This window comes from Rhodococcus erythropolis R138 (assembly GCF_000696675.2).
Taxonomy (GTDB): Bacteria; Actinomycetota; Actinomycetes; order Mycobacteriales; family Mycobacteriaceae; genus Rhodococcus_F; species Rhodococcus_F erythropolis.
Window position 1 is genome coordinate 4,335,958 of record NZ_CP007255.1, and the last position, 23,988, is coordinate 4,359,945.

Below are 23,988 nucleotides of genomic sequence, written 5' to 3' on the forward strand. Positions count from 1 at the left end.
GTGCGGTCATGAGCCCCACGCCGTGGCATGCGCAGAGTGGCGAATCAGTCGTGTCCGTACTGCAGTCGGACCAGCAGCGCGGACTGCAATCGAGTGAGGCCGACCAACGTCGACAACGCTACGGGTCGAACGAAATCACCTCGACGCCACCGCCGTCGACGTGGTCGATCGCACTGTTGCAACTGAAAGATCCGATGAACTTGATGCTCGTCGCCGTGGCCGCGGTCAGCATCGCCATCGGTGAAGTGCCGACAGCGATCGTGGTGGCGGTGCTCGTCGTGCTCAACATCGTCCTCGGAACTCGACAGGAGTTGAAGGCACGGGCCAGCGTCGACGCGCTCGCCAAGATGCAGACACCCCAAGCGCGGGTCATTCGTGACGGGAACCTGATTCAGCTCGACGCTACCGAACTGGTGCCGGGTGACGTCGTCCAAGTCGAGGCAGGAGACATCATCGCTGCCGACGGGCGGTTGCTCGCCTCGACCACCCTGGAGACACAGGAAGCCGCATTGACCGGGGAAAGCGCGCCGATCCCGAAGGACCCGAAAACGCTGAGCAATGAGGATATTCCACTCGGAGACCGCAGCAATCTGGTGTTCCAGAACACCTCGGTCACCCGCGGCACAGCGACCATGGTGGTCACCGAGACCGGAATGCAGACGCAGATCGGCCAGATCGCGTCGATGTTGTCGGCCGTCGCCCCTGGCAAGTCGCCACTGCAACGAGAATTGGACTCTCTCACCAAACTTCTCGGCATCATCGCGTGGACGGCCGTGATCGTCATCGTCGTCATCGGACTCATTCGTGGTCAGGACCTGACAACGCTTCTGCTCCTTGGTATCGCGATGGGAGTGTCCGCGATTCCGACCGGCCTGCCAACCTTCGTCCAGGCAATGCTGGCCTACGGGGCCCGTCAACTGGCCGACGCCAAGGCCGTCGTGAAGAACCTGACCGACGTCGAAACTCTCGGCGCGACCAGTGCAATCAACTCGGACAAGACCGGCACGCTGACCATGAACCAGATGACCGTCCGATCGCTGTACGTCCACGGCCGTTGGTACACGGTCGACGGCGAAGGCTACGCCAAAGCGGGAAGGATCACGCAGGTTGCCGGCGAGGCGCCGCCCGACTTCACCCTTCTCGCATACGGACTGTGTCTCGACAGCGATGCAACGGTTTCCGATTCCGGGGAAGTTGTCGGCGACCCGACCGAGGCCGCACTCGTCGTGCTCGCGGCAAAGATCGGTGCCGACGCCCCACTCACCAGACGGACCTACCCGCGGGTGGCGACGGTTCCGTTCGATTCCGCGTACAAGTTCATGGCCACGTACCACCATCTCGAAGTCGACGGCGTAAGTCAGTTCGTCGGATTGGTCAAGGGCGGACCCGATGTCGTCCTCGCTCGTTGTTCTTCGGCCTTTCTCCCCGGCCGCCGGCAGGTACCGATCGAGGAAGTCCGAGACGAACTCACGGCAGCAAATCAGTCCATGTCCGAGAAGGGTCTTCGGGTGCTGGCATTCGCGATCAGACGCCTCGACGGACGGGAAGACGCTGTCGTGGCGGACCCTATGTCTTTTGTCGAGGACCTGACGTTTGTCGGTATGGCAGGCATCATCGACCCGCTGCGTCCGGAGGCGGTCGATTCGGTGCGAACCGCACACCGGGCCGGTATCGAGGTCCGCATGATCACCGGCGACCATGCCATCACCGCCGCCGCGATCGGTGCCGAACTCGGACTCGGCCCGGGCGCGGTCGGCGGAGCCGCATTGCAAGCGATGACCGATGACGAACTCTCGGCCGCGTTGCCGAACCTGCACGTGTTCGGCCGAGTCACTCCGCAGGACAAACTTCGCTTGGTCGATGTCATGCAGAGCGGTGGCGCCGTGGTCGCGATGACCGGAGATGCTGTCAACGACGCCGCCGCGTTGAAGAAGGCCGATATCGGCGTCGCCATGGGCTCGGGCAGTGAGGTAACCAAACAGGCGGGCAAGATGGTGCTCACCGACGACAACTTCGGAACCCTCATCACCGCGATCACCCTGGGCCGCAACATCTACGGGAAGATCGTCTCGTACATCCGCTACCAAATGTCGAAACTCTTTTCGTTGGTTCTCCTCTTCCTCGCCGCGAGCATCTTCAACATCAACGAGGGTGTGGCACTGACACCGCTGATGGTGCTGTTCCAGCACTTCTTCATCACACTGTTCCCCGTCGCCGTGATCATGCTCGACCCGCCGCCACCGGATCTGATGAACAAGCCGCCACGCGATCCCAAGATGCCGATCGCACATCGAAGCGCAGTCGCTCAGTGGCTCGCGTACGGCGTCTTGCAATTCGCAGTGACACTCGCAGCGATGCTTCTCGCACCCGGCGAAATGAGCACTACTGAGGCGAATGTCCCCATGACCACCGCATTCGTAGTGCTCTCTCTCGGTTCGATATTCGCTGGGTTGACCATGCGGCGTGATCCCGAGTCCGGCCTTGTTCCGCCGGTTCTCGGTGCCATCAAGATCTTGACCATCCCCACGGTCGTGACCGTATTTGCCGTCGAGGCGGGTGTTCTCCAGGATCTCCTCATGACAACCTCACTGACCGGCGCCCAGTGGCTCGTCTGCCTAGGCTGGTCGCTGATCATCCCGGTTGTCGTCGAGTTGGAAAAGGCGATCCGACGCCGCCGCCTCTCACCGACACCTGTCGCCATCACCGCGACCACTGCAGTTGCCCCCGAGCGCGCCCGTCACTCCGCTGAGGGAGGGACAATCACACGATGACGTGGACGGAGGGTCTAGGTCGGCTACCGGGGATCGCGACTGCCCGCGGGTACCGCCGCGAATGGCTGCGAACCGACATCACAGCAGGGCTCGTCTTGACGGCCCTGCTGATCCCGGCGGGGATGGGCTACGCCGAGGCCGCCGGATTGCCCGCGTACGCCGGTCTGTACGCAACCATCGTGCCGTTGCTCGCGTACGCGGTAGTCGGACCGTCGAAGATTCTTGTACTCGGGCCTGATTCGTCGCTGGCACCGCTCATCGCCGCCGCAGTCATACCGCTGGCGGTGGTCGGCGATTCGGAGAACGCGCTTGCACTCGCCGGGGTTCTCGCCGTCCTTGTCGGGCTCATCCTGGTGATCGGCGGATTTCTGCGTCTGGGTTTCGTGACCGAACTCCTCTCGAAACCGATCCGCCTCGGCTACCTCAACGCCATCGCGCTCGTCGTCGTAATCGGTCAGATTCCCAAGCTGCTCGGTTTCTCCGTCGACGCGTCCGGCCTCCTCGGTGAAATCGGTGAGATCGGAAAGGCTCTGGCCGGTGGAGATGTCGATCCCCTCGCTGCCGTCATCGGCGTGGGTTCACTCATTGTCATTGTGGTCTTCCGGCTCTGGGTACCTGTTGTACCCGGTGTGCTGGTCGCCGTCGTCGCGGCAATAGTCTTGTCCGCCGCCGCCGGTCTCACCGATGACATCGGCATGGTCGGCGCACTGCCGGAAGGACTTCCCCTCCCCTCTCTCGGTGGAGTCACCTGGCAGGACGTCGGGCACCTGATCGGACCGGCGGCAGGTATCGCGCTGATTGCCTTCGCCGACACCGGCGTTCTCTCGCGCACCTTCGCCGCCCGCCACGGCGAGGACGTGAACGGCAGTACCGAGATGAAGGCGATCGGTGTCGCGAACGTGGCCGGCGGACTGTTCGGCGGATTTCCGATATCGGCGAGCGGATCACGGACGCCGGTAGCCGAACAGAGTGGGGCGCATACACAATTGGCCGGTGTCGTCGGAGCACTCGCCGTCCTGGTGTTTGTCCTCGTCGCTCCCGGACTGACGGCATATCTGCCCGATGCAACACTGGCCGCCGTCGTCATCGTCGCCGCGTGTGCACTGATCGACGTGGGCGGCATGGTCCGCATGTGGCGCATGAGCACCGTGGAATTCGGCCTCGCCGTCGCGGCGTTTCTGGGCGTTGCCCTGGTCGGGGTGCTTCAAGGCATCCTTGTTGCGATCGGACTCTCCTTCGTAGCGGTCATCGCGCAGGTATGGCAGCCACATCGAACCGAACTCGTCGAGACGGGCGAACCCGCGGGATTCCACGACGTCGAACGCCACCCGGACGGACATCGCATCCCCGGCCTCGTGTTGGTGAGATTTGACGCACCACTGTTTTTCGCGAATGGCGAGATCTTCGACGAGTACGTTCGCTCCGTCGTCGCCAAGGCACCCGACCCGGTCGAATGGGTGGTCATTGCCGCCGAGCCGATCACCGGGCTCGACACGACCGCCGTCGACGAACTCGTCGATCTGGATACATTTTTGGAGGGCAAAGGAATTCGATTGGCATTCGCGGAGATGAAAGGTCCGATCAAGGATCGACTCATCCGATTCGGGGTCGGCGACAGGTTCGATTCGACGCACTTCTACCCGACCATCGAAGCGGCCGTGAACGCATTCCGCACCCGAACCGGCGACTGACAACGCCAGGCAATCGGGAGCCTAAGCTGCATTAGGTACCGTTTGGTATGGGATTCACGACGGACAACGTTCCGGCTCGCCGTATCGCTCAGGTCGCCGGGGTGGGTGGGATTGCCGTCGGTGTCATTGCGCTGATCTCGTTGTACTCCACCAAGCCGATCAACCCGTTGATCGCCGTGGCCTCCTTTGTCCCGATGCTGCTTGCAGTCACACTCGCAGCGTCCCTGATATGCCTGGTTTTTCGCCGCTGGATCCTGCTGGCGATTTCGGTGGTACTGATAGCGGTGGGCGCGTCGGTGATCAGTCCACTGTATGTAGCAAACAGTTCCGAAATCGACGGGCCGTCTCTGCGTGTAATGCAAGCGAACCTTCTCTTCGGGCAGGCAGACCCCGTCAGTTTGACTGCGACGGTGCGTGAGAAGGCAGTCGATGTCCTGACGGTTCAGGAACTGACCACATCACTCGAAGGCTCTCTGAGAGATCAAGGGCTCGAGCAACTGCTGCCGCATCACTACTTGGTACCGGACGAGGCCGGCGGGGGTGGCGCAGGTATTTACAGTCGTTATCCGCTGACGGAAACTCGGGAATTGAACGGCTTCGGACCTACCAATCTTGTTGCTGAAGTGGGATTCTCAACCGCGTTCACCCTACTGGCGGTTCACCCCGGACCGGCGTACGTGACCCCGCCCGACGTGTGGACTGCCGAGCTGAGCACTTTGCGAAACGCGCTCGACGCCGCTGCCGCCGAGGAAACCGTCATCGTCAGTGGCGATTTCAACACGACCTTCACGCACAAGCAATTCCGTGACCTTCTCGACGTCGGCTACTCCGATACCGCAGACCAATTGGGAGTCGGCATCGTTCGCACCTACCCGGCCGACAAAAAATTTCCCGCGATCGTCGGCATCGACCATGTACTTCTGCGGGGTGCACAGGCGAAGTCTCTCGAGCGCATCGAGATCGAAGGTTCCGATCACTACGGCTTGATCGTCGACGTGGCGATCCCCCAGTAGTCGGAGAGCACCCGATCCGCGCGAACGCGTTACGGATCACCCGTGCTTCGGCATGCTTCGACCCGACACATCGATTGTTCGATGTAGATGATGCGGCGTACGCAGAACGATCGACCGGTCCACCACGGATACGCCCGGAAACTGCTCGGCGAGATAACCTTCCAAACGCTGCACGTCGTCGATCGAGCGCAGCCACACCGCCAATGCGATGTCGTAGCTGCCGATCGTCGAAGCAACAAGCCTCGCCTCACGCAGGAGGGAAAGGCGCTGAGCAATGGCTTCCTTTCGCCCCTCGAGACGTAAGAAATACCAGGCGTAGACCGGCCAGCCGGAGTAGGGCCGAGCAATCTCCGTGCGGACGACCAGGCGCCCCGTCGACAGCTCGTGAGAAAGGAGCGCCCCGGCGCGAGCCGGCGTGACGCCGAGGGCTGCAGCGAGGGCCGAGACGGTAATTCGTGGTTCGCGAGAAAGGATGTCGAACAGCTTCGACTGTTCCTCTTCGCTGGCGCGTACCCCACGACTCTTCGCCGCCGGGGCCGACTCGAGCGCGGCAATTTCTTCCGCATCGAAAGCACGTAGACGCCAGTTTCGTGCGTCGGAATTCGCCGAGGACACGATCTGAGTTCGCATCGCAGTGACCATCGGCAGCGATCGTGTTCGTTCCAAGACATACCTGGACAATTGATCGAGGTCAGTGCAGGTGAGCGTGACGAGTAGATCCCGATTGCCGGTTGTGAGATCGACTGTGAGAACTTCGGGATCGTGCGCGATCTGTTCGGCCACGCTCAAGGTCTGTGCCGGTGCGCATTCGATCTCGAGCAGTGCGGTCGCCGACACGATGGGACCCCCACGGTACGCAGCGATCCACGCTATCCCTTGCGAGTGCAGACGCTCCCAACGCCTGGTCAGGGTGACCGGGTCGGAACCGATCGCGCGTGAAAGCTCGGACCACGAGGCTCGCGGCCTGATCTGCAGTGCGTTCAACAGCCGAAGATCTTCGTCCTTGAGCACCTGATCCTGCACCGAGGACCTCACTTTCAAAAGAATGCTGCACCGAAACAGGATCGAAACGCATCGATCCTAACTTCATCACATCAATAGTCCACCAAATCCTGAACCTCGAGAACGCTTGCTTCTTGCGTTCGTTCGCCCCCTCGAGAAAGACACCGACATGACCGAAGCATTCCCTGTCTCGCATGACGATTCTCCGGTCAGCGATCAAACCCCGACGCAAAAGATCGTTTTCGCCTTGAGGTCGCCACGGCTGTGGATCGTGGCGATTCTGCTCCTCGCGCTTGCGGCAGGTGCCCAACTGATCGGCCCCGCAGTGATTCCTGTCGGCGCTGCCGCCATCACGATCTTGCCCATGGTGTGGGGACTGATTGCCGGCGGTCTCGTCTCGAGTCAGAACTGGAAACCTCTCGGCCTCGATCTTCAGGCCGCAGCCTCGGCAATCATGGGGCTGGCTGTTCTCTTGCTTTGCGCGAGACTGTCTTTCACCATCGGCCCGAACATCCAACTGTTGTTCGAGGCGGGCCCCGCCCTGCTACTGCAGGAACTGGGGCACTTGTTCGGCACTATCGCTCTCGCACTCCCGCTGGCGGTACTCCTTCGGATGGGACCGGCCACCGTCGGAGCCACCTTCTCCATCGACCGCGAGGGGTCCTTCGCGATGGTCAGTGAACGCTACGGTCCCGATTCCGACCAGTACCGTGGTGTCCTGTCGATGTACGTCTTCGGCACTCTGTTCGGTGCCGTGCTGATCAGCCTGATTGCGTCGCTGGCGACATCCTTCAACATCTTCGACCCCCTTGCATTGGCGATGGGTGCTGGGGTCGGATCCGGCTCGATGATGGCTGCCGCTGCCGCCAGCGTCGTTTCGGCGCACCCCGAGATGGCCGACCAGGTACTCGCCGTAGCGGCAACATCCAACATCATCACCGGCCTCCTCGGCGTGTATGTCGGCATGTATGTCGCACTCCCCCTTGCCGATCGAATCTACGGCGCACTCACCAAGCGCTCGAAGACGACCAGCGAACGGAAAGCCGACACTGCCCCACGAGCGGTTGCGCCGAGCGTCACCGTGCCGCTGACCACCATCGTTCCGATTCTGTTCGTCGGTGGGGTCATCGTCTCCTCGATCGCAGCGGGTGGCGTATCTCGATCGATCATCGTCGGTTACCTGATCCTCACCGGATTGTTGCTCCTGGGCGTCGGCGTGGCCCGCCTGACGCGCGGCAAGATCGCGGCGATGATCGCAATCATCACCATCGGCGCCTTGGCGACAACACCGTGGTCCCCCATCGGTGATTTCGTCTCGAGCACCGTCGGGACTGTCGACTTTCTCTCGATCTGCACCCTCACCTTGACTGTCGCAGGTCTCAGCCTCGGCAAGGACCTTCCCTTGCTCAAGACGATCGGCTGGAAGATCGTGCCCGTCGGAATCGTCGCGATCCTCGCCTCTTACCTACTTTCCGTGGTCGTCGCGGAGTTCGCGCTGGGCCTCTGGCACTAGAACTGCACCCGAAGACGCTCAGAACTGAAGACACCGCGATCCGAAGACACAGAGAACCAAAGATGTTGAAAGGAAGCAATACCCATGTCCATCGCTGACACCCTCACCCACACAGACTCGGTTTCGAGCACGATCGAGAAGTGGGCATCACGCCTCATCGATGTCAGCCACACGATCCATGCTCACCCAGAGCTGGCATTTGAAGAGCATCGGGCGTCCGCCCTCTTGGCGGACGCCGCACAGGAAGCCGGCTTCACGGTTACTCGCGCCGCCTACGGCCTCGAGACGGCATTCGAAGCTGTGCGAGGCTCCGGCCCCTTCCGCGTCGTAGTCTGCGCCGAGTACGACGCCCTTCCCGACATCGGTCATGCGTGTGGACACAATGTCATCGCCGCTGCCGGACTGGGAGCAGCTATCGCGCTCGGAGAGGTCGCGGAGGAACACGGCCTGACCGTCGTCCTTCTCGGTACGCCGGCCGAAGAACATGGCGGCGGGAAAGTCTTGCTGCTCGAACGTGGCGCATGGGAGGGCGCGGCGATGTCGATCATGGTCCACGGCGCTGCAGGTGAAGACGTCAGTTGCACCGTCACCGGAACGCAGGCAGTCGATCGGTTCGACGTGACCTACACCGGACGAGCCGCACACGCGGCCGCTGCGCCACACAAGGGCATCAACGCAGGTGACGCCGCCACGATCGCCTTGGTCGCCATCGGACTTCTCCGTCAACAACTTCCGTCCGACGTCAGGCTCAACGCCTATGTCGAGCACGGCGGCGAAGCAACAAACATCATTCCGGCCTCGACGTTGGTGCGAGCGGAAGTTCGGGCCGCAGAACTCGACGTGCTGTTGGACGCCAAGCGTCGCATGCTCTCCTGCTTCGAGGGCGCAGCTGTGGCCAGCGACTGCTCCTGGTCGATCGAACGCGCCGAACCGCGCTACGAGGAGCTTGTTCAACATCGCGTGCTGGCGACGATCTGGGACGAGGAGATCGCGAGCCTGGGCCGCACCGCGGCCGCCCGAACTCCCCTGACCGGCGGCTCGACGGACATGGGCAACGTGTCGAAGGTGGTCCCCTCGATCCACCCGATGATCGCGTTGCGCGGCGTCACCGGAGTTCCTCACACTATCGAGTTTGCCGCTGATGCCCGCTCCGCAGCGGGCGACGAAGCTGTTCTGCACGGAGCAATCGCAATGGCGCGCACAGTGATCCGAGCCGCCACCGGGGACTCGCGCTCCAATCTCCTGACGATTGCGGCCCAGCGCGAGTCAGGAGCGACCACCGTCACGAGCGCCGAATGAGCACCACCGGCGTCTATGTCTCCGCTCTCGAATTCTTCTCCATCGGCATCGGACCCTCCAGTTCACACACGGTCGGTCCGATGCGCGCCGCTCGCACTTTCGGCGGCGAGCTCTCCGCCGCCGGCTTGACCGCGTCGGTCGACCGAATTCGCTGCAACCTGCACGGCTCTCTCGCCGCCACCGGAATAGGTCACTGCACTCCCGACGCGGTGATTGCGGGACTTCGTGGGTTGGATCCTGAAACGTGCGAGCCGACCGACGTTCACGGGCGATGGGCCGAACTGTCGGACGGCGGATCGGTGATGCTAGTCGGCGGTTCACTCGGACATGTTGTGTTCACTCACGAGGACATGGTGTTCGAGCCGCTCGTTCGCCGTCACGGGCACCCCAACTCGATGACACTGACCGCCTTCAACGGTCGCGAAATTGTTTGTACGAGTACATATCTGTCGATCGGTGGCGGATTCGTACTGCGCGCCGGAACGGAGACGCAAGCAAGCACGTATTCGATCAACTCAGGCTATCGAACCGCGAAAGAGCTACTGGCGGAATGCGGCTCCGGAACCATCGCCGAACTGGCACTGTCGGACGAAATCGCGATACACGGCCAGGATCGAGCATTCAACGGCATCGACGCGATCTGGTCCGCGATGCGCGTCTGCATCGAGCGCGGTACCCAGACCGAAGGTGTATTGCCCGGGCGTCTCGGAGTTCGCCGAAGAGCACGGTCTGCGAACATTCAACTGGAACAACGTAACTGCGCCCCCGCCTCACGCGAGTGGCTGACCGTCTATGCCATGGCGGTCAACGAAGAAAATGCAGCAGGTGGCCGCGTGGTAACGGCTCCGACGAACGGTGCCGCAGGCATCGTGCCTGCGGTGCTGTACCACCACATACGTGCGACGGGCGCCGGCGCTCACGACGTTCGAACCTTTCTCCTCACCGCTGCCGCAATCGGATCGATCATCAAGGCGAATGCCTCGATCTCGGGTGCGGAGGCGGGGTGCCAGGGTGAAGTCGGAGCTGCCTGCGCGATGGCGGCAGCCGGCTTGTGCGCTGTCATGGGCGGATCACCACGACAAATCGAGAATGCAGCTGAGATTGCCATGGAACACCATCTGGGGCTGACCTGCGATCCGGTTGGTGGCCTGGTCCAAATCCCCTGCATCGAACGAAATGCCGTAGCCGCCTCGACTGCAGTCACCGCAGCTCAGCTCGCATACCTGGGTGACGGGACGCATGTGGTGAGCCTCGATACCGTCATCGAAACCATGCGCCAAACCGGAAACGACATGTCCGTGCGTTACAAGGAAACCAGTGAAGGCGGACTCGCCGTCAATGTCGTCGAGTGCTGAGGGGATGTCGACGGCAGCGGCGACGGCGGGCGGACGCCATCGCCGGAAATATCATCCTCTCGAACGATGAAGTCCGGTGTACCGATTTCTACACTCGTTGACATGACTTTGTGGACGGTGACCAGATGATCGCTCATCACGCTGGAGGAATCCCACTGCACCACTCTCCACTGCGCTCGACGCAGTCCTCCGGTCGCAAGATCGCCGCGTTGATCGCGTTGGTCGCCGGTTTCTCCGCTGCCTTCGTTCTCGCCCCGGGCATGCTGACTAGTAGGCCGGGCGATGGGTACGCAGGCGAGGGGGAACTCGTCGAGACGGTCCGCGCCGCGTTCGTCGAATACTGGAGTTCCGGTGTCCAAGCCTTCTCTCCGAGCTTGGAGTCCGCTGTCGACTACTGGCTGCGTTACCACGTGGCCAAGGCTGTGATCGCGGTAATCCTGCTGACGGTTCTGCTCGCACTCGGCCGCATGGTCAAGGCGTCGTTCGTGAATGCCGGCTCTCTGACGGTTGTAAAGAAACTCGCATTCGTCTCGGCGGGAGGCCTCGTCACGCTCCTCGCGCTGTTCTCTTCGGTACTCGTGATGGCAAATGTCCAAGGTGTTGTCGCACCCTTCTCTTCGCTGATCTCGATGTTGCCCGTGGCCCAGACGGATGGGGCACTCTCCGAAACTGTCGGGCAGGTCCGACAACAGCTCGCTCAGTCGACGGCCACCGGAAATCAGCAAAGTCCCGCCCTCGAACTGATGATCAGCGACTTCGCGCGGTATCACTTGGCCATGGCGGTGATCGCGCTGATCGCGGCAGCAATATCACTGGCCGTGACTGCGGTCGTGTGGGCACGCTTCGCGAGAACGGCACGATCCGACAGGCGGACGAGATTCATGTCGGGGTCGATAGGCCTTCTCACTGCACTGTTCACACTGGGATTGATCGTTGTCGGCGTAGCAAATATGGGCACCGCGGCAGACCCCGCACCGGCGCTGGCGGCGTTCTTCGACGGCGGGCTCTGACCCAAGTCAAGGGTTCAGGCCAGGGTTCCGTAGTCCCCCGGTACCGGTTGAGGAGGTACCTGGGGACTGCGTCTGCCGTACCCGGGGTCGATGTGTGAGTGCCCTCGAACAGGCAGAGTTCGACTCATGAAAACCGGAGCAAGACGCATCATGCTTGTCGGCCTGTGCAGCGCCATGGTTGCCGGCGCTGTAATCAGCTGCAGCACGGACAAATCCGCAGACAATCCCACATCCACCACTGACAAGGTCATGGACTCTGCCATCACCGGCCAGCTCGATTCGATCATCGACGCTGCGGTGAATTCGACGGGGATTCCCGGTGCGATGGTGGGCATTTGGGGACCCGACGGCAACTATGTGAAGGTTGCAGGAGTCGCCGACACTGCAACCAAGGCACCGATGGAGACCGACTTCTACCACCGGATCGGTAGCGTCACCAAGACATTTACCGTCACCGCCCTGCTGCAATTGGTCGACGAGGGAAAGATCGGTCTCGACGATCCGATCTCCCAGTACGTCGACGGGGTCATGGAAGGTGATGCGATCAGCTTGCGTCATCTGACAGGGATGCGCAGCGGCCTCGTGGACTACACGACGTCTGAACAGTTTGTGATGGAATATCTTTCGGATCCTCGCCGGACTTTCACACCGGAGGAACTCGTCGGATACGTCAAGGACCTCCCACTCCAACTTCGACCAGGGACCACCGTCGACTACTCGAACACCAACACTATTCTGCTGGGAATGGTGATCGAAAAGGTCTCCGGCTCAAAACTGTCGGACGTCATCGACACCAAGATCACGACACCACTCGGCATGGAGCACACAAGCTTTCCCACGACCAACGCGTTCCCGACACCACACGCACAGGGGTACACCAACCAAACGCTCGACGAATCCGTGACCGCGGCGACGGACTGGAATCCGTCGTGGGGCGGCGCCGCGGGTGCAATGATCTCGTCGTTGGACGACATGCGCATCTGGGTTCCGGCGCTGGCCAAGGGCGATCTCCTCACCGACGACACTCAGAAGCAGCGCCTGCAGACCGTGAACTTGAGCGAAGGGGACGACAGCTCCGGCTACGGACTCGGATTGTTCAACAGCGGTGGCTGGATCGGTCACAACGGAAGCCTGCCCGGCTACAAGACAGTCTCGGTCTACTTGCCCGAGAAGGACACCACCCTGGTTGTCTTCATCAACACCGACATCGACGGCGAGACTGATCTGACCAGCGCGTTGATGGTACCGATCACCAAGTTGATCAGCCCCGACAACGTCTACGGCTGATCACCTCAGGTTCGATCGACAATTCAGACAAAAGTGACATATCGGGTTCGATCTGTCGATAAGCTCGACCGTCGGCAGATCGAAACCCGAAAGAGGCGCTCATGGGATCGTTGAACGACTGGCTACTCAACAGCGACAGCCCGCTCGTGGGCATAGTCGGCGGCATCCTGCTGACGATCGCAATGCTCTCCGGCGGTACGGGCATGTAGCCCATTAACATCAGCATGTGATTCGGGACATCTTCACGTGACTTAACGAACATGTTCGTTACGAACATGTTCGTGTACGGTGAAGACATGCCCAACCAGCCAGCAAGTCCATCGAGCCGACGCAATCGTCCGGCAAAACCCGCTCTGACACGCGAGGGCATCGTCAGCACTGCGGTGGAAATCTTGCGGTCGGAGGGGTTGCAGAAGTTGACCATGCGTCGACTCGCCCTCGAACTCGACACCGGGCCGGCGTCGCTGTACGTGTACGTTCAAAATACCGCCGAATTGCACGCCGCCGTTCTGGACGAACTGCTCGGAGTCGTGGACCTCGCCGAAAATTCCTCCGGCACTTGGCAAGCGCGCCTCGAACGGGTGCTGACGTCCTACACGGCCATACTGTTCGATCATCCCGGCCTTGCCCAGTCGGCTCTCGTTTCCCGGCCCAGCGGAGTTCACTACGTACGCCTGCTCGAGCGCCTGCTGGCATTGCTCGACGAAGGCGAAGTCCCTTCGGGTCAAGCCGCGTGGGGCGTGGACTTGCTGCTGCAGTACGCGACGTCCACTGCTGCCGAACACTCGGCGCCGAACAATTCCGCCGACTCGGATGCCCAATGGAGCGCGTTGACCGACGCAATCCGGAACGCAAACCCGCAGACGCACCCACTCGTCGCAGGCCATGCAACAGCGCTACTTGCCGGTGAACCCACCGCGCGCCTCTCCTGGGGATTCCGCACGCTCATCACGGGCATCGAGAACACCCCACTCACTTCTTAGGAACCCACCATGAACCACTACCCCATCGCAATCATCGGCGCCGGCCTCGGCGGCCTCACCCTCGCCCGAGTCCTCCATCTCCGCGGAATCGATTCGGCGGTATTCGATTTCGAATCCGGACCAACAGCTCGGACGCAAGGCGGGATGCTCGACATCCACGAAGACTCGGGCCAGATCGCGCTTCGTGCCGCAGGCCTCTACGACGAGTTCCGCGCACTCGTTCATCAAGGCGGCGAAGAGACACGCGTCCTCGATCGAAATGCCGTCGTGCACCTGAGCGAGCAGGACACCGGAGACGGCGACCGCCCGGAAATCGACCGCGGCCAGCTGCGTGACCTACTGCTCAGCTCAATTCCGAAAGAAACAATCCATTGGGGAGCAAAGGTCCGCAGTGCCCATCCGTTGCCGGACGGTCGGCATGAAGTCCACCTCGTGGATGGCACCCACTTCACCACCGATCTCCTGGTCGGCGCCGACGGCGCGTGGTCGAAAATTCGCCCACTGGTTTCAAACGCCACTCCTGCCTATACCGGAGTATCTTTCGTGGAGTTCGACCTTCACGACGCCGACAACCAGCACGCGAAGGCCGCTGAAACAGTCGGCGGCGGAATGATGTTCGCGCTCAGTGCCGACAAGGGCTTCCTTGCCCACCGTGAGACCGACAACAGTCTGCACATATATGCCGCCCTGCGAGTTCCCGAGAACTGGTCAGCGAGTGTCGACTTCTCCGACGATCATATTGCGAAGAAGATTCTGCTGGAACACTTCTCGGACTGGGACGAGTCGCTGCGGTCACTGATCGTCGAAGCGGACAGCTCGCTGACCCCTCGCCCCATCCATGCTCTTCCCATCGGGCACAGTTGGAGCCGTACTCCCGGGGTCACTCTGCTCGGGGACGCAGCGCATGTCATGTCGCCGTTTGCCGGAGAGGGCGCGAACCTGGCAATGCTCGACGGCGCCGAACTCGGCGAGGCGATCGCGTCACATAGCGGCACGGAGGAAGGACTTGCTGCCTACGAAGAACGACTCTTCCCGCGCAGCGCCGCATCGGCACAACAGTCGGCTGACGGTCTGGACATGTGCTTCGGCGAGAACGCACCCCAGGGGCTCCTGGACATGTTCAACTCACACGCGTGACCGGAACCGCTGCCTGATTGTCAGTTCGCCCGTGCAATGACATGCAACCAATCGGCAGTGGGACCGACCACGCTGTCGATTGACAAAGTTTCCCACCCGCATGTGCCGAGCACCTGACGAAGTTGGCCCTCCTGCCAAAATGTGAAGTGGCGCGGCAAACCCAGTTTCGCTTTGCTCCAACTGGTTCCGTCGCCCTTCTTGACCGTGAATGCGAATATTCCCTCTGTCCCGACTACACCTCGCGACTTTCTCGCGACGAATTCGAACTCGTCGCGTCGCAAATGAAGCAGAACCGCATTTGCCACCACGGCATCGTACGTTCCATTGAACTGCCCAGTTCGAATGTCGAGGACTTCAGCTGTAAAGCCCTCTGCCCTCATCATTTCCACGAAGGCGAGTGCGCCGTCAGTACGCGTCACCGAGACTCCGAAAGATTCGAGGTACTCGGCATCACGGCCGGGGCCACTGCCGAGTTCCAGAATCGTCCCTCCGTCCACCAGCTTGGCGATCCGGGCGAGGTACCAGGCCATCGCCTCCCCCATGACATACGGTCTCGCCGCATACAGATTCGCACCGGCTTCGTAACTTGCGAGCGTGATGTCGCCTGCATCGCCCACCGCAATCACTCCCGCAACGTCGTCAAGAAGGCAATGCGGTCGCCGCGGTAAAGCGAGCGAACCCGCTCGATCGGCACACCATCCGGGTCGACAGACGTGCGGTGCAGTAGAAGCATCGGCATCGAGGTGGTGGACTCGACGAGGGTTGCCTCCCGCGGTGAGGCAAGTACCGTCTCGATCCGTTCGGTTGCGGAGGCGAAGACCACGCCGATCGAGCGAATGGCCGCGTAGAGCGATGTCGTCGCGTCGAAAGCGTCGAGCATCTCACCGAACCTGCTGTCCGGCAGGAAGGTTGACTCGAGTCCGATCTTCTCACCGTCGGCGAAGAGGACACGCTCGAGATGAACGACGCTGTCGCCCAACTCGATACCCAACTCCGTGGCGAGACCGTCGTCGGCTGACATTCGTTCGAACGTCACAACCTTACGACTGGGCACTCGCCCAGCACTCAGCGCGCCTTCGGTATACGAACGAATCGAGAGAGGCTGAACCAACTTCGGACTCGCGACGACAGTGCCCCGCCCCCGCCGCTCGATCCGTCCTTCGACAAGCAGATCACGAAGCGCTTGACGGACCGTCTCGCGAGCGACAGTGAACCGTGCCGCCAATTCCCGCTCGGACGGGACTGCGTCGCCCTCCTCGAGCCCACTGAGAATGGTCTCGATCTCGGTGCGCACCCGGTAGTACTTCAGCTCCGGTTCGATCACGACGCTCGAGGTCCCCGGCCCGGTGGACGTCTGCTGATTCATGGCGCAAGCGTACAAGAATTCGGTCTATACCAATTGTTAACCTGGAGTTCGTCTCGATTCCCCCTATTGGTCTAGACCAAACGTCACTATCTCTACATGCGAATTTTGATTGTGGGCGGAGGAATCCTCGGAACGGCGCACGCCGACGAGGCAATCCGCCGGGGACACGACGTCATCCATCTCGAACGCGAGCCCGAAGCCCGCGGTGCAACGGTACGGAACTTCGGATTGGTCTGGGTATCCGGGCGCGCTCCGCACGAACTCGAAGCCGCGCTGCGTTCGCGCGAGCTGTGGGCGGACCTTGCCGCCCGTGTCCCCGGCGTCGGATACCGCCCGGCCGGCTCCATCACCCTCATGCGCACCGAGGAGGAGGTCGCGGTCGCGCAGGAAGCATTCGCTCGGCCGGACGCCGACAACCGAGGGTTCGCACTTCTCGATCCCGACGCCGTTCGCGTCGTCAACCCCGCGCTCCGGGGCAAGTTTCTCGGCGGACTGCACTGCACCCTGGACGCCGCTGTCGAGTCACGGCAAGCGCTCCCCGCCATCCGTTCTTACCTCGAATCCACCGGCCGTTACACCTTCCACGCCGGAACGGAAGCCCGCGAGATCACGACGAACACCTCCGGCGTACACATCCGCGACGACCACGGTCGCAACTTCGACGCCGATCTCGTGATCGTCTGCCCCGGAGCAACACTCGGCGGATTGGCCCGCGATCTCGCCGGCGATCTCCCGTTGCGACGTGTGCGCCTGCAGATGATGCAGAGCGCCCCACTCGGCGAAAAGCTCACCACCGCAATCGCTGACGGTGACAGCTTCCGCTACTACCCCGGTTTCGCCGGATCTGCCCTCGATCACCTTCGCACGGTGCAGCCGCAGGAACCGACTGCCGAGGAGCACCGCATGCAGCTCCTGTGCGTGCAGCGCTTGCACGGCGGTCTGACCATCGGTGACACCCACGAATACGAGGAGCCCTTCGACTTCGACGTCGACGAGGCGCCCTATCGCCATCTGTCCGGAGTCGTGGAAACACTTCTGGGACGGGATCTTCCGCCCATCGTCAAGCGATGGGCGGGCGTCTACAGCCAGTGCCTCGACCCCTCACAACTTGTTCACCGCGCAAAAGCCGCCGACAACGTCTGGGTGGTTGCCGGTCCCGGTGGCCGCGGCATGACGCTCGGCCCGGCACTGGCGGAACAAACCGCCGACCAACTCGGTCTCTGAATCCTTCCGACAAGAAAGACTTCTCATGTCTCCCATCACCCTTGCCGTTCTCGACATGGCCGGCACCACCGTCGCCGACGACGGACTGGTTCTTCGCGCGTTCGCCGCCGCTGCCGAAGCCGGCAGACTGCCTGCCGAAGGCCCGGAAGCCGACGCCGCTCGCCAGTACGTCCTCGACACCATGGGCCAGTCGAAGATCGTCGTGTTCCGGGCGATCTTCGGTGACGAGAACCGCGCCCAGGCCGCGAACGCCGCATTCGAAACCACTTACGATTCCCTCATCGACCAGGGGCTGGCCGAGCCGATCCTTGGCGCGGAGAAGGCGATCACCACACTGCGCGAGGCCGGCATCAAAGTTGCCTTGACCACCGGGTTCAGCCGATCGACGCAGGACAAACTCCTCGTCGCGCTCGGCTGGGAAACCCTCGCCGATCTCACCCTCTCCCCCGCCGAGGCCGGTCGCGGTCGACCGTACCCGGACCTGATTCTGACTGCCCTGCTCAAACTTTCGATCGACGACGTCCACCAGATCGCCGTACTCGGCGACACGTCCAACGACGTGCTCAGCGGCGTTCGCTCCGGCGCATCCATCGTCGCCGGAACTCTGACCGGCGCACACGACGAGCAACAGCTTCGCGACGCCGGAGCCACCCACATCGTCCCGTCCGTGACGGAGTTCGCCGAACTCCTCACCCACTCCTGATCTCACCTCCGAAAAAGGAATCGTCATGCGTCTACGCCCGAGCATCGCTGCGGCCGCTCTCGCCGTGTCCGTCCTTTCGTTCACCACTGCCTGCGGTGGCACCGGCACTGCTGCCGGATCAGATACCGAGACCGTCACCGTCTACAGCGCCGACGGTCTGTCCGGTTGGTACAAGGGAAGATTCGACGCCTTCACCGCGCAGACCGGTATCGCCGTCAACCTCGTGGAAGCCGGATCCGGCGAGGTCGTCTCGCGGGTCGAGAAAGAACAGTCCAACCCACAGGCGGACGTGATCATCACGCTGCCGCCGTTCATCCAGAAGGCCGACGCCCAAGGTCTGCTCGAGCCCAGCGGAATCGACACCTCCGCCGTTCCCGCGGACGAGAAGGACGACGCCGGCAAATACGTACCCGTCGTCGAGAATTACCTCTCGTTCATCGCCAATCCGACTGCGTCACCCGCCCCACAATCTTGGGACGACCTGCTCACTGATCAGTTCAAGGGCAAGTTGCAGTACTCCACGCCCGGCCAGGCCGGCGACGGTACCGCGGTGTTGTTGCTGCTCCAGCATCTGATGGGCAAGGAAGGCGCACTCGACTACCTCGGAAAGCTCCAGGCCAACAACGTCGGTCCCTCGTCCTCCACCGGAAAGCTCCAGCCCAAGGTCAGCAACGGGGAACTCCTGGTCGCCAACGGTGACGTCCAGATGAACCTCGCCTCCATCGCCGACGACGGCTCGAAGTTCGACATCTTCTTCCCCGCGGGAGCCGACGGCACTCGCACCACCATTGCACTGCCCTACGTGATGGGCCTCGCCAAGAGCGCACCGAGCAGCGAACAAGCCAAGAAGTTGATGGAGTTCCTGCTCTCCGAAGAATCCCAGAAGACCGTCGCCACCGATGCACTCGGCGTATCGGTCCGCGAGGACGTCCGAAGCAGTGCCGGTGAATCGACCGACAAGAACACGCCTTCGGGAGTTCTGCAGGGCGTCAACGTGTGGACCCCGAACTGGAACGACGTCCTCAGCTCGCTCGACGCCGACATCGCCGCTTACCAGAAAGCCACCGGGAGCTGATCATGGCAAGAACCAGACTGGGGCGGACGCTCCCCGAGACCGTCGGTGTTCACGGAGCGATCGAACATTCCGCTCCGGCCATCACCTTCGATCGCGTCAACGTCGCCTACGGCCGCGGGAAGACCGCAACCCATGCACTCGTCGATTTCAATCTGCGAGTGGCACCGGGTGAAACTGTGGCACTGCTGGGGCCCAGTGGATCCGGCAAGTCGACCGCCCTGAAGGCCCTCGCGGGATTTGTCCGCCCCACGTCCGGTTCCGTCAAGCTCGGCACCCGAGACGTCACCAATCTGCCTCCCGCACAACGCGGTATCGGCGTCGTCGTTCAGTCGTACGCTCTTTTCCCGCACATGCGAGTTTCCGAGAACGTAGCCTTCGGACTCCGAGCCCATCGCGTGCCGCGCTCGGAGATCGGCCCTCGCGTAGCCGAAGCCCTCGACATGGTCGGGATGTCGGCGTACGGAAAGCGCCTTCCCCGTGAGCTTTCCGGCGGTCAACAGCAGCGAATCGCAATCGCCCGAGCCTTGGCAATTCGCCCTGGAGTACTCCTCCTCGACGAACCACTGGCCGCCCTGGATGCGCAACTTCGCGAGAGCATGCTCGGCGAACTGGCGAGACTGCGCGCCGCACTACCTGACACAGCCATGCTCTATGTGACGCACGATCAGAGTGAAGCCCTGGCGCTCGCAGACCGAATCGCAGTGATGCGCAACGCCAGACTCGCGGACATCGACACCGCCGAGGCCTTGTGGAAACGCCCGCCGTCCAGCTTCACCGCGGCCTTCCTCGGGGGTGCCAACCTGTTGCCCTGCACCGTCACACGCGTCATCGGCACCTCCGCACTGGTCTCGATCGGTGGCACGCCGTTCACCGCTCACGCCCCGCAGCCCGAGATCGGGCACATCGAATGGGAGTCCGACATGGACGCCTACCTGTGTGTTCGTCCACACGCGGTAGGCGTAACCGGCGTCGGCGCACGAGGATCATTCCCGGCGCGCATCGTCTCGAGCGTCTGGCGCGGTTCCACGACGCGTCTGACGCTGGCTGTCCGTGGCCTCGACGACGTCCGCGTCGACGCGGATGTTCCAGGGCACGACGAACGACCGGTCGACACCGAAGTGGGCGTCGTCTTGCCCACGGACGGCAGTGTCCTGGTTCCGGCGGATCGCCACCCATGACGACAACCTTGGAACGCCCCGAAACCGCTGTGCCCCAGCACAAAGACCCGATCCCGTGGCGCCGGATCGGGTGGACGCTACCGCCACTGCTTCTTGTCCTCGTGTTTGCTGTCTATCCCACTGCGCGTGTCCTCACGGAATCGCTGAGCACCGGAAGCGGCACCGGGTTGTCCACGTGGTCCTCCGTGCTCGGTTCGGAACTGTTCCGAACCGCACTGTGGCGGACCATCCAGATCGCCGTGGCGTCGACCCTGGGGTGCCTGATCCTGGGAACCTTCCTCGCCTTGGTGCTTGCCTTCGTTCCGTTCGCCGGATCCAAGGTGGTGGGGCGATTGATCGACACGGTGCTCGCCCTGCCGTCATTCCTGATCACGCTGGCGTTCACGTTTCTGTACGGCACGGCCGGCGCCGTCAACGCCTTGATCATCAGCATCACCGGCGACGCGAGCGGCCCGCTGAATTTCCTGAACACTCCGTTCGGAGTCATCGCGGCCGAAATCACCTTCTTCACACCCTTTGTCGTGCGTCCGCTATTGGCCGCGTTCACCCAGATTCCGCGTGAACAGCTCGACGTTGCAGCCAGTCTCGGCGCGTCACCCGTCCGAGTTCTGCGGCAGGTGGTGATGCCGGAAGCGTGGCCAGCCCTCCTGGCCGGTGGATCGCTCGTACTTCTGATGACACTGAATGAATTCGGCATCGTGCTCTTCACCGGAGCAAAAGACGTCGTAACTCTTCCGGTCCTCATCTACACCCGCGGCATCGTCACCTTCGACTTGCCCGGCGCGGCAGTGATCGCGACGGTCCAGGTCGCACTCTCACTCGGCCTGTACTGCCTCTACCGATTCACCTTCAACAGATTGATGGGAGGCAGCCGTGCTGCTGTGGACACGAAGCTCTAGGGCTCTCGTACTCGGATTCTTCACCCTCGTCGTCGCGGTGGTTTTTGTCGCGCCCATCGCCACCGTCGTCGCGGCTGCCTTGGCCGGATCGTGGACCGGTCCACTTCCGTCGAATCTCGGCGGCAAGAACTTCTCCACGGCGCTGTCCGACGAGAACTTCGCCAGCCTGATCGTCAGTTTGCAGACTGCATTCATCGCGGGGGCATTGGCATTGATCGTCGGAACGTGGGCCGCGCTGGCCTCTCGTGAGGCACCGATGTGGCTGCGGCGCATCACCGATGCCGTATTCCATTTACCGATTGCGGTTCCGTCGGTCGCGATCGGCTTGGGTCTGCTCATCACTTTCAACGAGCGCCCACTACTGCTCGGCGGCACCAAGTGGATCGTGATTCTCGCTCACACGGTTTTGGTGCTTGCCTTTGCCTTCAGTTCCGTATCGGCCGCGCTCGAACGGCTCGATCCCGCCTACCGTCAAGCTGCCGAATCACTCGGCGCCGGCCCAGTGCGGGTGCTGACGCGGGTGACGCTACCGCTGCTGCTCCCAGCGTTGGGTGCGGCCGCCGGGCTTTCCATCGCACTGTCGATGGGTGAGCTGGGCGCAACGGTCATGGTCTACCCGGCGACATGGAAGACCTTGCCGGTCAGCATCTTCGGACTCACCGACCGCGGCCAGGTATTTCTTGCCGCAGCAAATACGACACTGCTGCTTGCAGTTACCCTGATCGCCCTCATGGTGGTCGGCAGAATCCGTCGGCGCTGACCTTGCTGTGCGCCTTTATTAACCGCCCGCGGTTAATAAAGGCGCACAGCAAGGGGTTTATCCCTTCCGCAAGATGTACCGCTGAACCTTGCCGCTCGGGGTCTTGGGCAGGTTCGGAACAAAGTGCACCGTGCGTGGGTACGCGTGCGCTGCAAACTTCTTCTTCACCAGGGTTTGCAGTTCCTTCTCGAGTTCGTCGTCACCGTCGACACCTTCGCGAAGTACGACGAACGCCTCGAGGACCTCACCGCGCAACTCGTCGGGCATGCCCACCACTGCCGCCTCGATGACGTGCTCATGCATGACCAGCACGCTCTCGACGTCGAAGGGACCGATGCGGTAGCCCGCCATGATGATGACGTCGTCGTCGCGCGAGGAGAAGAAGAAGAATCCGTCCTCGTCCGTCATTCCGGCGTCACCGGTGATGTACCAGCGACCGTCTTCGCTGAATCGCTGCTTCGTCTTCTCCGGCGCATCGACGTACCCGGTGAACCACATCAACGGACTGTTGTGAGTATCGATCGCCACGCGTCCCTGAGTGCGAGCCGGTGCGATGTCATCCGAATTGTCCTCCAGCACAGCGGCAGACCAGCCCGGCAACGGACGACCCATGGATCCTGGACGGACGTCCTCGCGGAGTCCGTCGGCCCAGGCGTTGACAATGAACATGCCGTGCTCGGTCTGGCCGTAGTGATCACGAACCTCGACGCCCAACGAGTTCTTCGACCACGCAACAACATCCGGAGTCAAGGGCTCACCGGCCGAGGACGCGCGGCGAAGCGAGATGCCTTCCGGAACGGGCGCCTTGTCGGCACGCAGACTGCGGTACACGGTCGGAGCAGCGGCAAAATTGGTGACACCGAACTTCTCGATGATCTGCCACGTCAGCGGCGCGGAGAATCCGGCGTGCAGCAGAATGCTTCGCGTTCCCGCGGCAAGCGGACCGAGCAACGCGTAGTACAGCCCGTACGCCCAGCCCGGGTCTGCGGCGTTCCAGAACACGTCGTCCTGACGGACGTCGAGGCCGAACTCCTGGTAGGCATGGAACGACGCGAGCGCGCGCACCGGAACCGGCACGCCCTTGGGTGTCCCCGTGGTGCCACTGGTGAACAACTGCACCATCGGTGCGTTGCCGCCGACTGCCTGAGCAGCGCCCTTCGGGTCTTCGGCATCCTGAGCTGCGACAAGTGCATCGAAGTCCAACTCGTCACCGGCCGCGCCGCCCGCGACGATGACCTGCCACGCTGCGTCGGCGGGGATGTCCTCGCCCGGCGCGAGCTTGTCGAGCTGATTGGCGTCGGAAATGACCACCTTCGCGCCACTGGCCGTCAAGCGGAAAGCGATGGCCGGCGAAGCGAACGCCGTGAACAAGGGCACGTGGACCGCGCCCCGGCGCCAGATTCCGAGGAGCGCGACCACGAGGTCCGCAGACTTGCCCATCAAGGTCGCGACGTTGTCACCCGGCTCGACTCCGAGGCCGGCCAGAGCTGCCGCGAAACGCGCGGACTGCTCACGTAGATGACCGTAAGTGAGGTCCACCGAGCTAAGGTCTGCCTCGACGACGGTGAATGCAACGCCATCCGCGGGATGCCGATCGCAGAGCAATTCTGCGGCGCTGGCATGCGGGGTGTCGTACTGGTCCAGCAGCTCGCGCACCCGTGCGGTGGGATCGGTGCTCATCAACTTGCTCCTTATCGATCGTCGTATGGTTGGCCCGACCGG

Annotated in this window: 20 protein-coding genes; 16 read left to right on the forward strand and 4 right to left on the reverse strand. The window is 62.4% G+C overall.

Features of this window, described 5'->3' with window-relative positions; translation table 11 throughout:
- Positions 1-8 precede the first annotated feature (8 nt).
- From H351_RS19865 to H351_RS19875, 3 genes are read left to right on the forward strand one after another with little or no spacing between them, the layout of a single operon-like run.
- Positions 9-2,771, forward strand: coding sequence for a cation-translocating P-type ATPase (locus tag H351_RS19865; RefSeq protein ID WP_029255158.1), 2,763 nt, complete (start codon positions 9-11; stop codon positions 2,769-2,771).
- The gene (locus H351_RS19870; RefSeq protein WP_019748017.1) at positions 2,768-4,462 is read left to right on the forward strand and encodes a SulP family inorganic anion transporter; all 1,695 of its coding nucleotides are present in this window, start codon (positions 2,768-2,770) and stop codon (positions 4,460-4,462) included. The genes H351_RS19865 and H351_RS19870 overlap by 4 nt, the downstream gene beginning before the upstream one ends.
- 47 nt (positions 4,463-4,509) lie before the next feature.
- Positions 4,510-5,475, forward strand: a complete 966-nt coding sequence (locus H351_RS19875; protein ID WP_029255157.1) for an endonuclease/exonuclease/phosphatase family protein — start codon at positions 4,510-4,512, stop codon at positions 5,473-5,475.
- Between the two features lie 36 nt (positions 5,476-5,511).
- Here H351_RS19875 and H351_RS19880 read toward each other — a convergent pair whose 3' ends face one another.
- A complete protein-coding gene (locus H351_RS19880; protein ID WP_244891376.1) occupies positions 5,512-6,510 on the reverse strand; it encodes an Lrp/AsnC family transcriptional regulator in 999 nt (332 codons plus the stop codon).
- A 136-nt stretch (positions 6,511-6,646) separates the two neighbouring features.
- On the opposite strand from H351_RS19880, the gene H351_RS19885 reads away from it, so the two are divergent.
- The 7 genes from H351_RS19885 to H351_RS19915 all read left to right on the forward strand — a co-directional run bounded on the left by H351_RS19885 (position 6,647) and on the right by H351_RS19915 (position 15,061).
- On the forward strand, positions 6,647-7,990 hold the full coding sequence (locus tag H351_RS19885; RefSeq protein WP_029255155.1) for a DUF3100 domain-containing protein: 1,344 nt from the start codon (positions 6,647-6,649) through the stop codon (positions 7,988-7,990).
- Between the two features lie 84 nt (positions 7,991-8,074).
- Positions 8,075-9,289 (forward strand): amidohydrolase, encoded by a 1,215-nt coding sequence (locus H351_RS19890; protein ID WP_029255154.1) that lies wholly within the window; start codon positions 8,075-8,077, stop codon positions 9,287-9,289.
- Positions 9,286-10,644, forward strand: a complete 1,359-nt coding sequence (locus H351_RS19895) for an L-serine ammonia-lyase (RefSeq protein WP_029255153.1) — start codon at positions 9,286-9,288, stop codon at positions 10,642-10,644. Before H351_RS19890 ends, H351_RS19895 begins: the two co-directional genes overlap by 4 nt.
- Positions 10,645-10,769: 125 nt before the next feature.
- Positions 10,770-11,654, forward strand: a complete 885-nt coding sequence (locus tag H351_RS19900) for a hypothetical protein (protein ID WP_244891377.1) — start codon at positions 10,770-10,772, stop codon at positions 11,652-11,654.
- A gap of 126 nt (positions 11,655-11,780) precedes the next feature.
- Complete coding sequence (locus H351_RS19905; protein WP_029255151.1) at positions 11,781-12,941, forward strand: serine hydrolase domain-containing protein; 1,161 nt, start codon at positions 11,781-11,783, stop codon at positions 12,939-12,941.
- Between the two features lie 296 nt (positions 12,942-13,237).
- Positions 13,238-13,924, forward strand: coding sequence for a TetR/AcrR family transcriptional regulator C-terminal domain-containing protein (locus H351_RS19910; protein WP_020969360.1), 687 nt, complete (start codon positions 13,238-13,240; stop codon positions 13,922-13,924).
- A gap of 9 nt (positions 13,925-13,933) precedes the next feature.
- Complete coding sequence (locus tag H351_RS19915; RefSeq protein ID WP_029255150.1) at positions 13,934-15,061, forward strand: FAD-dependent oxidoreductase; 1,128 nt, start codon at positions 13,934-13,936, stop codon at positions 15,059-15,061.
- 20 nt (positions 15,062-15,081) lie between these two features.
- Here the strand turns inward: H351_RS19915 and H351_RS19920 are convergent, their stop codons facing one another.
- Positions 15,082-15,678 (reverse strand): class I SAM-dependent methyltransferase, encoded by a 597-nt coding sequence (locus H351_RS19920; RefSeq protein WP_134771729.1) that lies wholly within the window; start codon positions 15,676-15,678, stop codon positions 15,082-15,084.
- A 5-nt stretch (positions 15,679-15,683) separates the two neighbouring features.
- On the reverse strand, positions 15,684-16,427 hold the full coding sequence (locus H351_RS19925; protein WP_019748005.1) for a GntR family transcriptional regulator: 744 nt from the start codon (positions 16,425-16,427) through the stop codon (positions 15,684-15,686).
- 96 nt (positions 16,428-16,523) lie between these two features.
- On the opposite strand from H351_RS19925, the gene H351_RS19930 reads away from it, so the two are divergent.
- The 6 genes from H351_RS19930 to H351_RS19955 are packed head-to-tail and all read left to right on the forward strand — an operon-like array spanning position 16,524 to position 22,266.
- Positions 16,524-17,651, forward strand: a complete 1,128-nt coding sequence (locus H351_RS19930) for a TIGR03364 family FAD-dependent oxidoreductase (RefSeq protein ID WP_029255147.1) — start codon at positions 16,524-16,526, stop codon at positions 17,649-17,651.
- Between the two features lie 25 nt (positions 17,652-17,676).
- Positions 17,677-18,354 carry a phosphonatase-like hydrolase gene (locus tag H351_RS19935; protein WP_029255146.1) on the forward strand — a complete coding sequence of 226 codons (678 nt, stop codon included), beginning with the start codon at positions 17,677-17,679 and terminating at the stop codon, positions 18,352-18,354.
- Between the two features lie 25 nt (positions 18,355-18,379).
- Positions 18,380-19,429, forward strand: a complete 1,050-nt coding sequence (locus H351_RS19940) for a 2-aminoethylphosphonate ABC transporter substrate-binding protein (RefSeq protein WP_020969356.1) — start codon at positions 18,380-18,382, stop codon at positions 19,427-19,429.
- Between the two features lie 2 nt (positions 19,430-19,431).
- Entirely contained in the window at positions 19,432-20,607 is a 1,176-nt protein-coding gene (locus H351_RS19945) for an ABC transporter ATP-binding protein (RefSeq protein WP_020907382.1), read from the forward strand.
- A complete protein-coding gene (locus tag H351_RS19950) occupies positions 20,604-21,506 on the forward strand; it encodes a 2-aminoethylphosphonate ABC transporter permease subunit (protein ID WP_019748000.1) in 903 nt (300 codons plus the stop codon). Before H351_RS19945 ends, H351_RS19950 begins: the two co-directional genes overlap by 4 nt.
- The gene (locus tag H351_RS19955) at positions 21,481-22,266 is read left to right on the forward strand and encodes an ABC transporter permease (protein ID WP_029255145.1); all 786 of its coding nucleotides are present in this window, start codon (positions 21,481-21,483) and stop codon (positions 22,264-22,266) included. Before H351_RS19950 ends, H351_RS19955 begins: the two co-directional genes overlap by 26 nt.
- A gap of 57 nt (positions 22,267-22,323) precedes the next feature.
- Here H351_RS19955 and H351_RS19960 read toward each other — a convergent pair whose 3' ends face one another.
- Complete coding sequence (locus tag H351_RS19960) at positions 22,324-23,946, reverse strand: AMP-binding protein (RefSeq protein WP_029255144.1); 1,623 nt, start codon at positions 23,944-23,946, stop codon at positions 22,324-22,326.
- Positions 23,947-23,988: the final 42 nt, after the last annotated feature.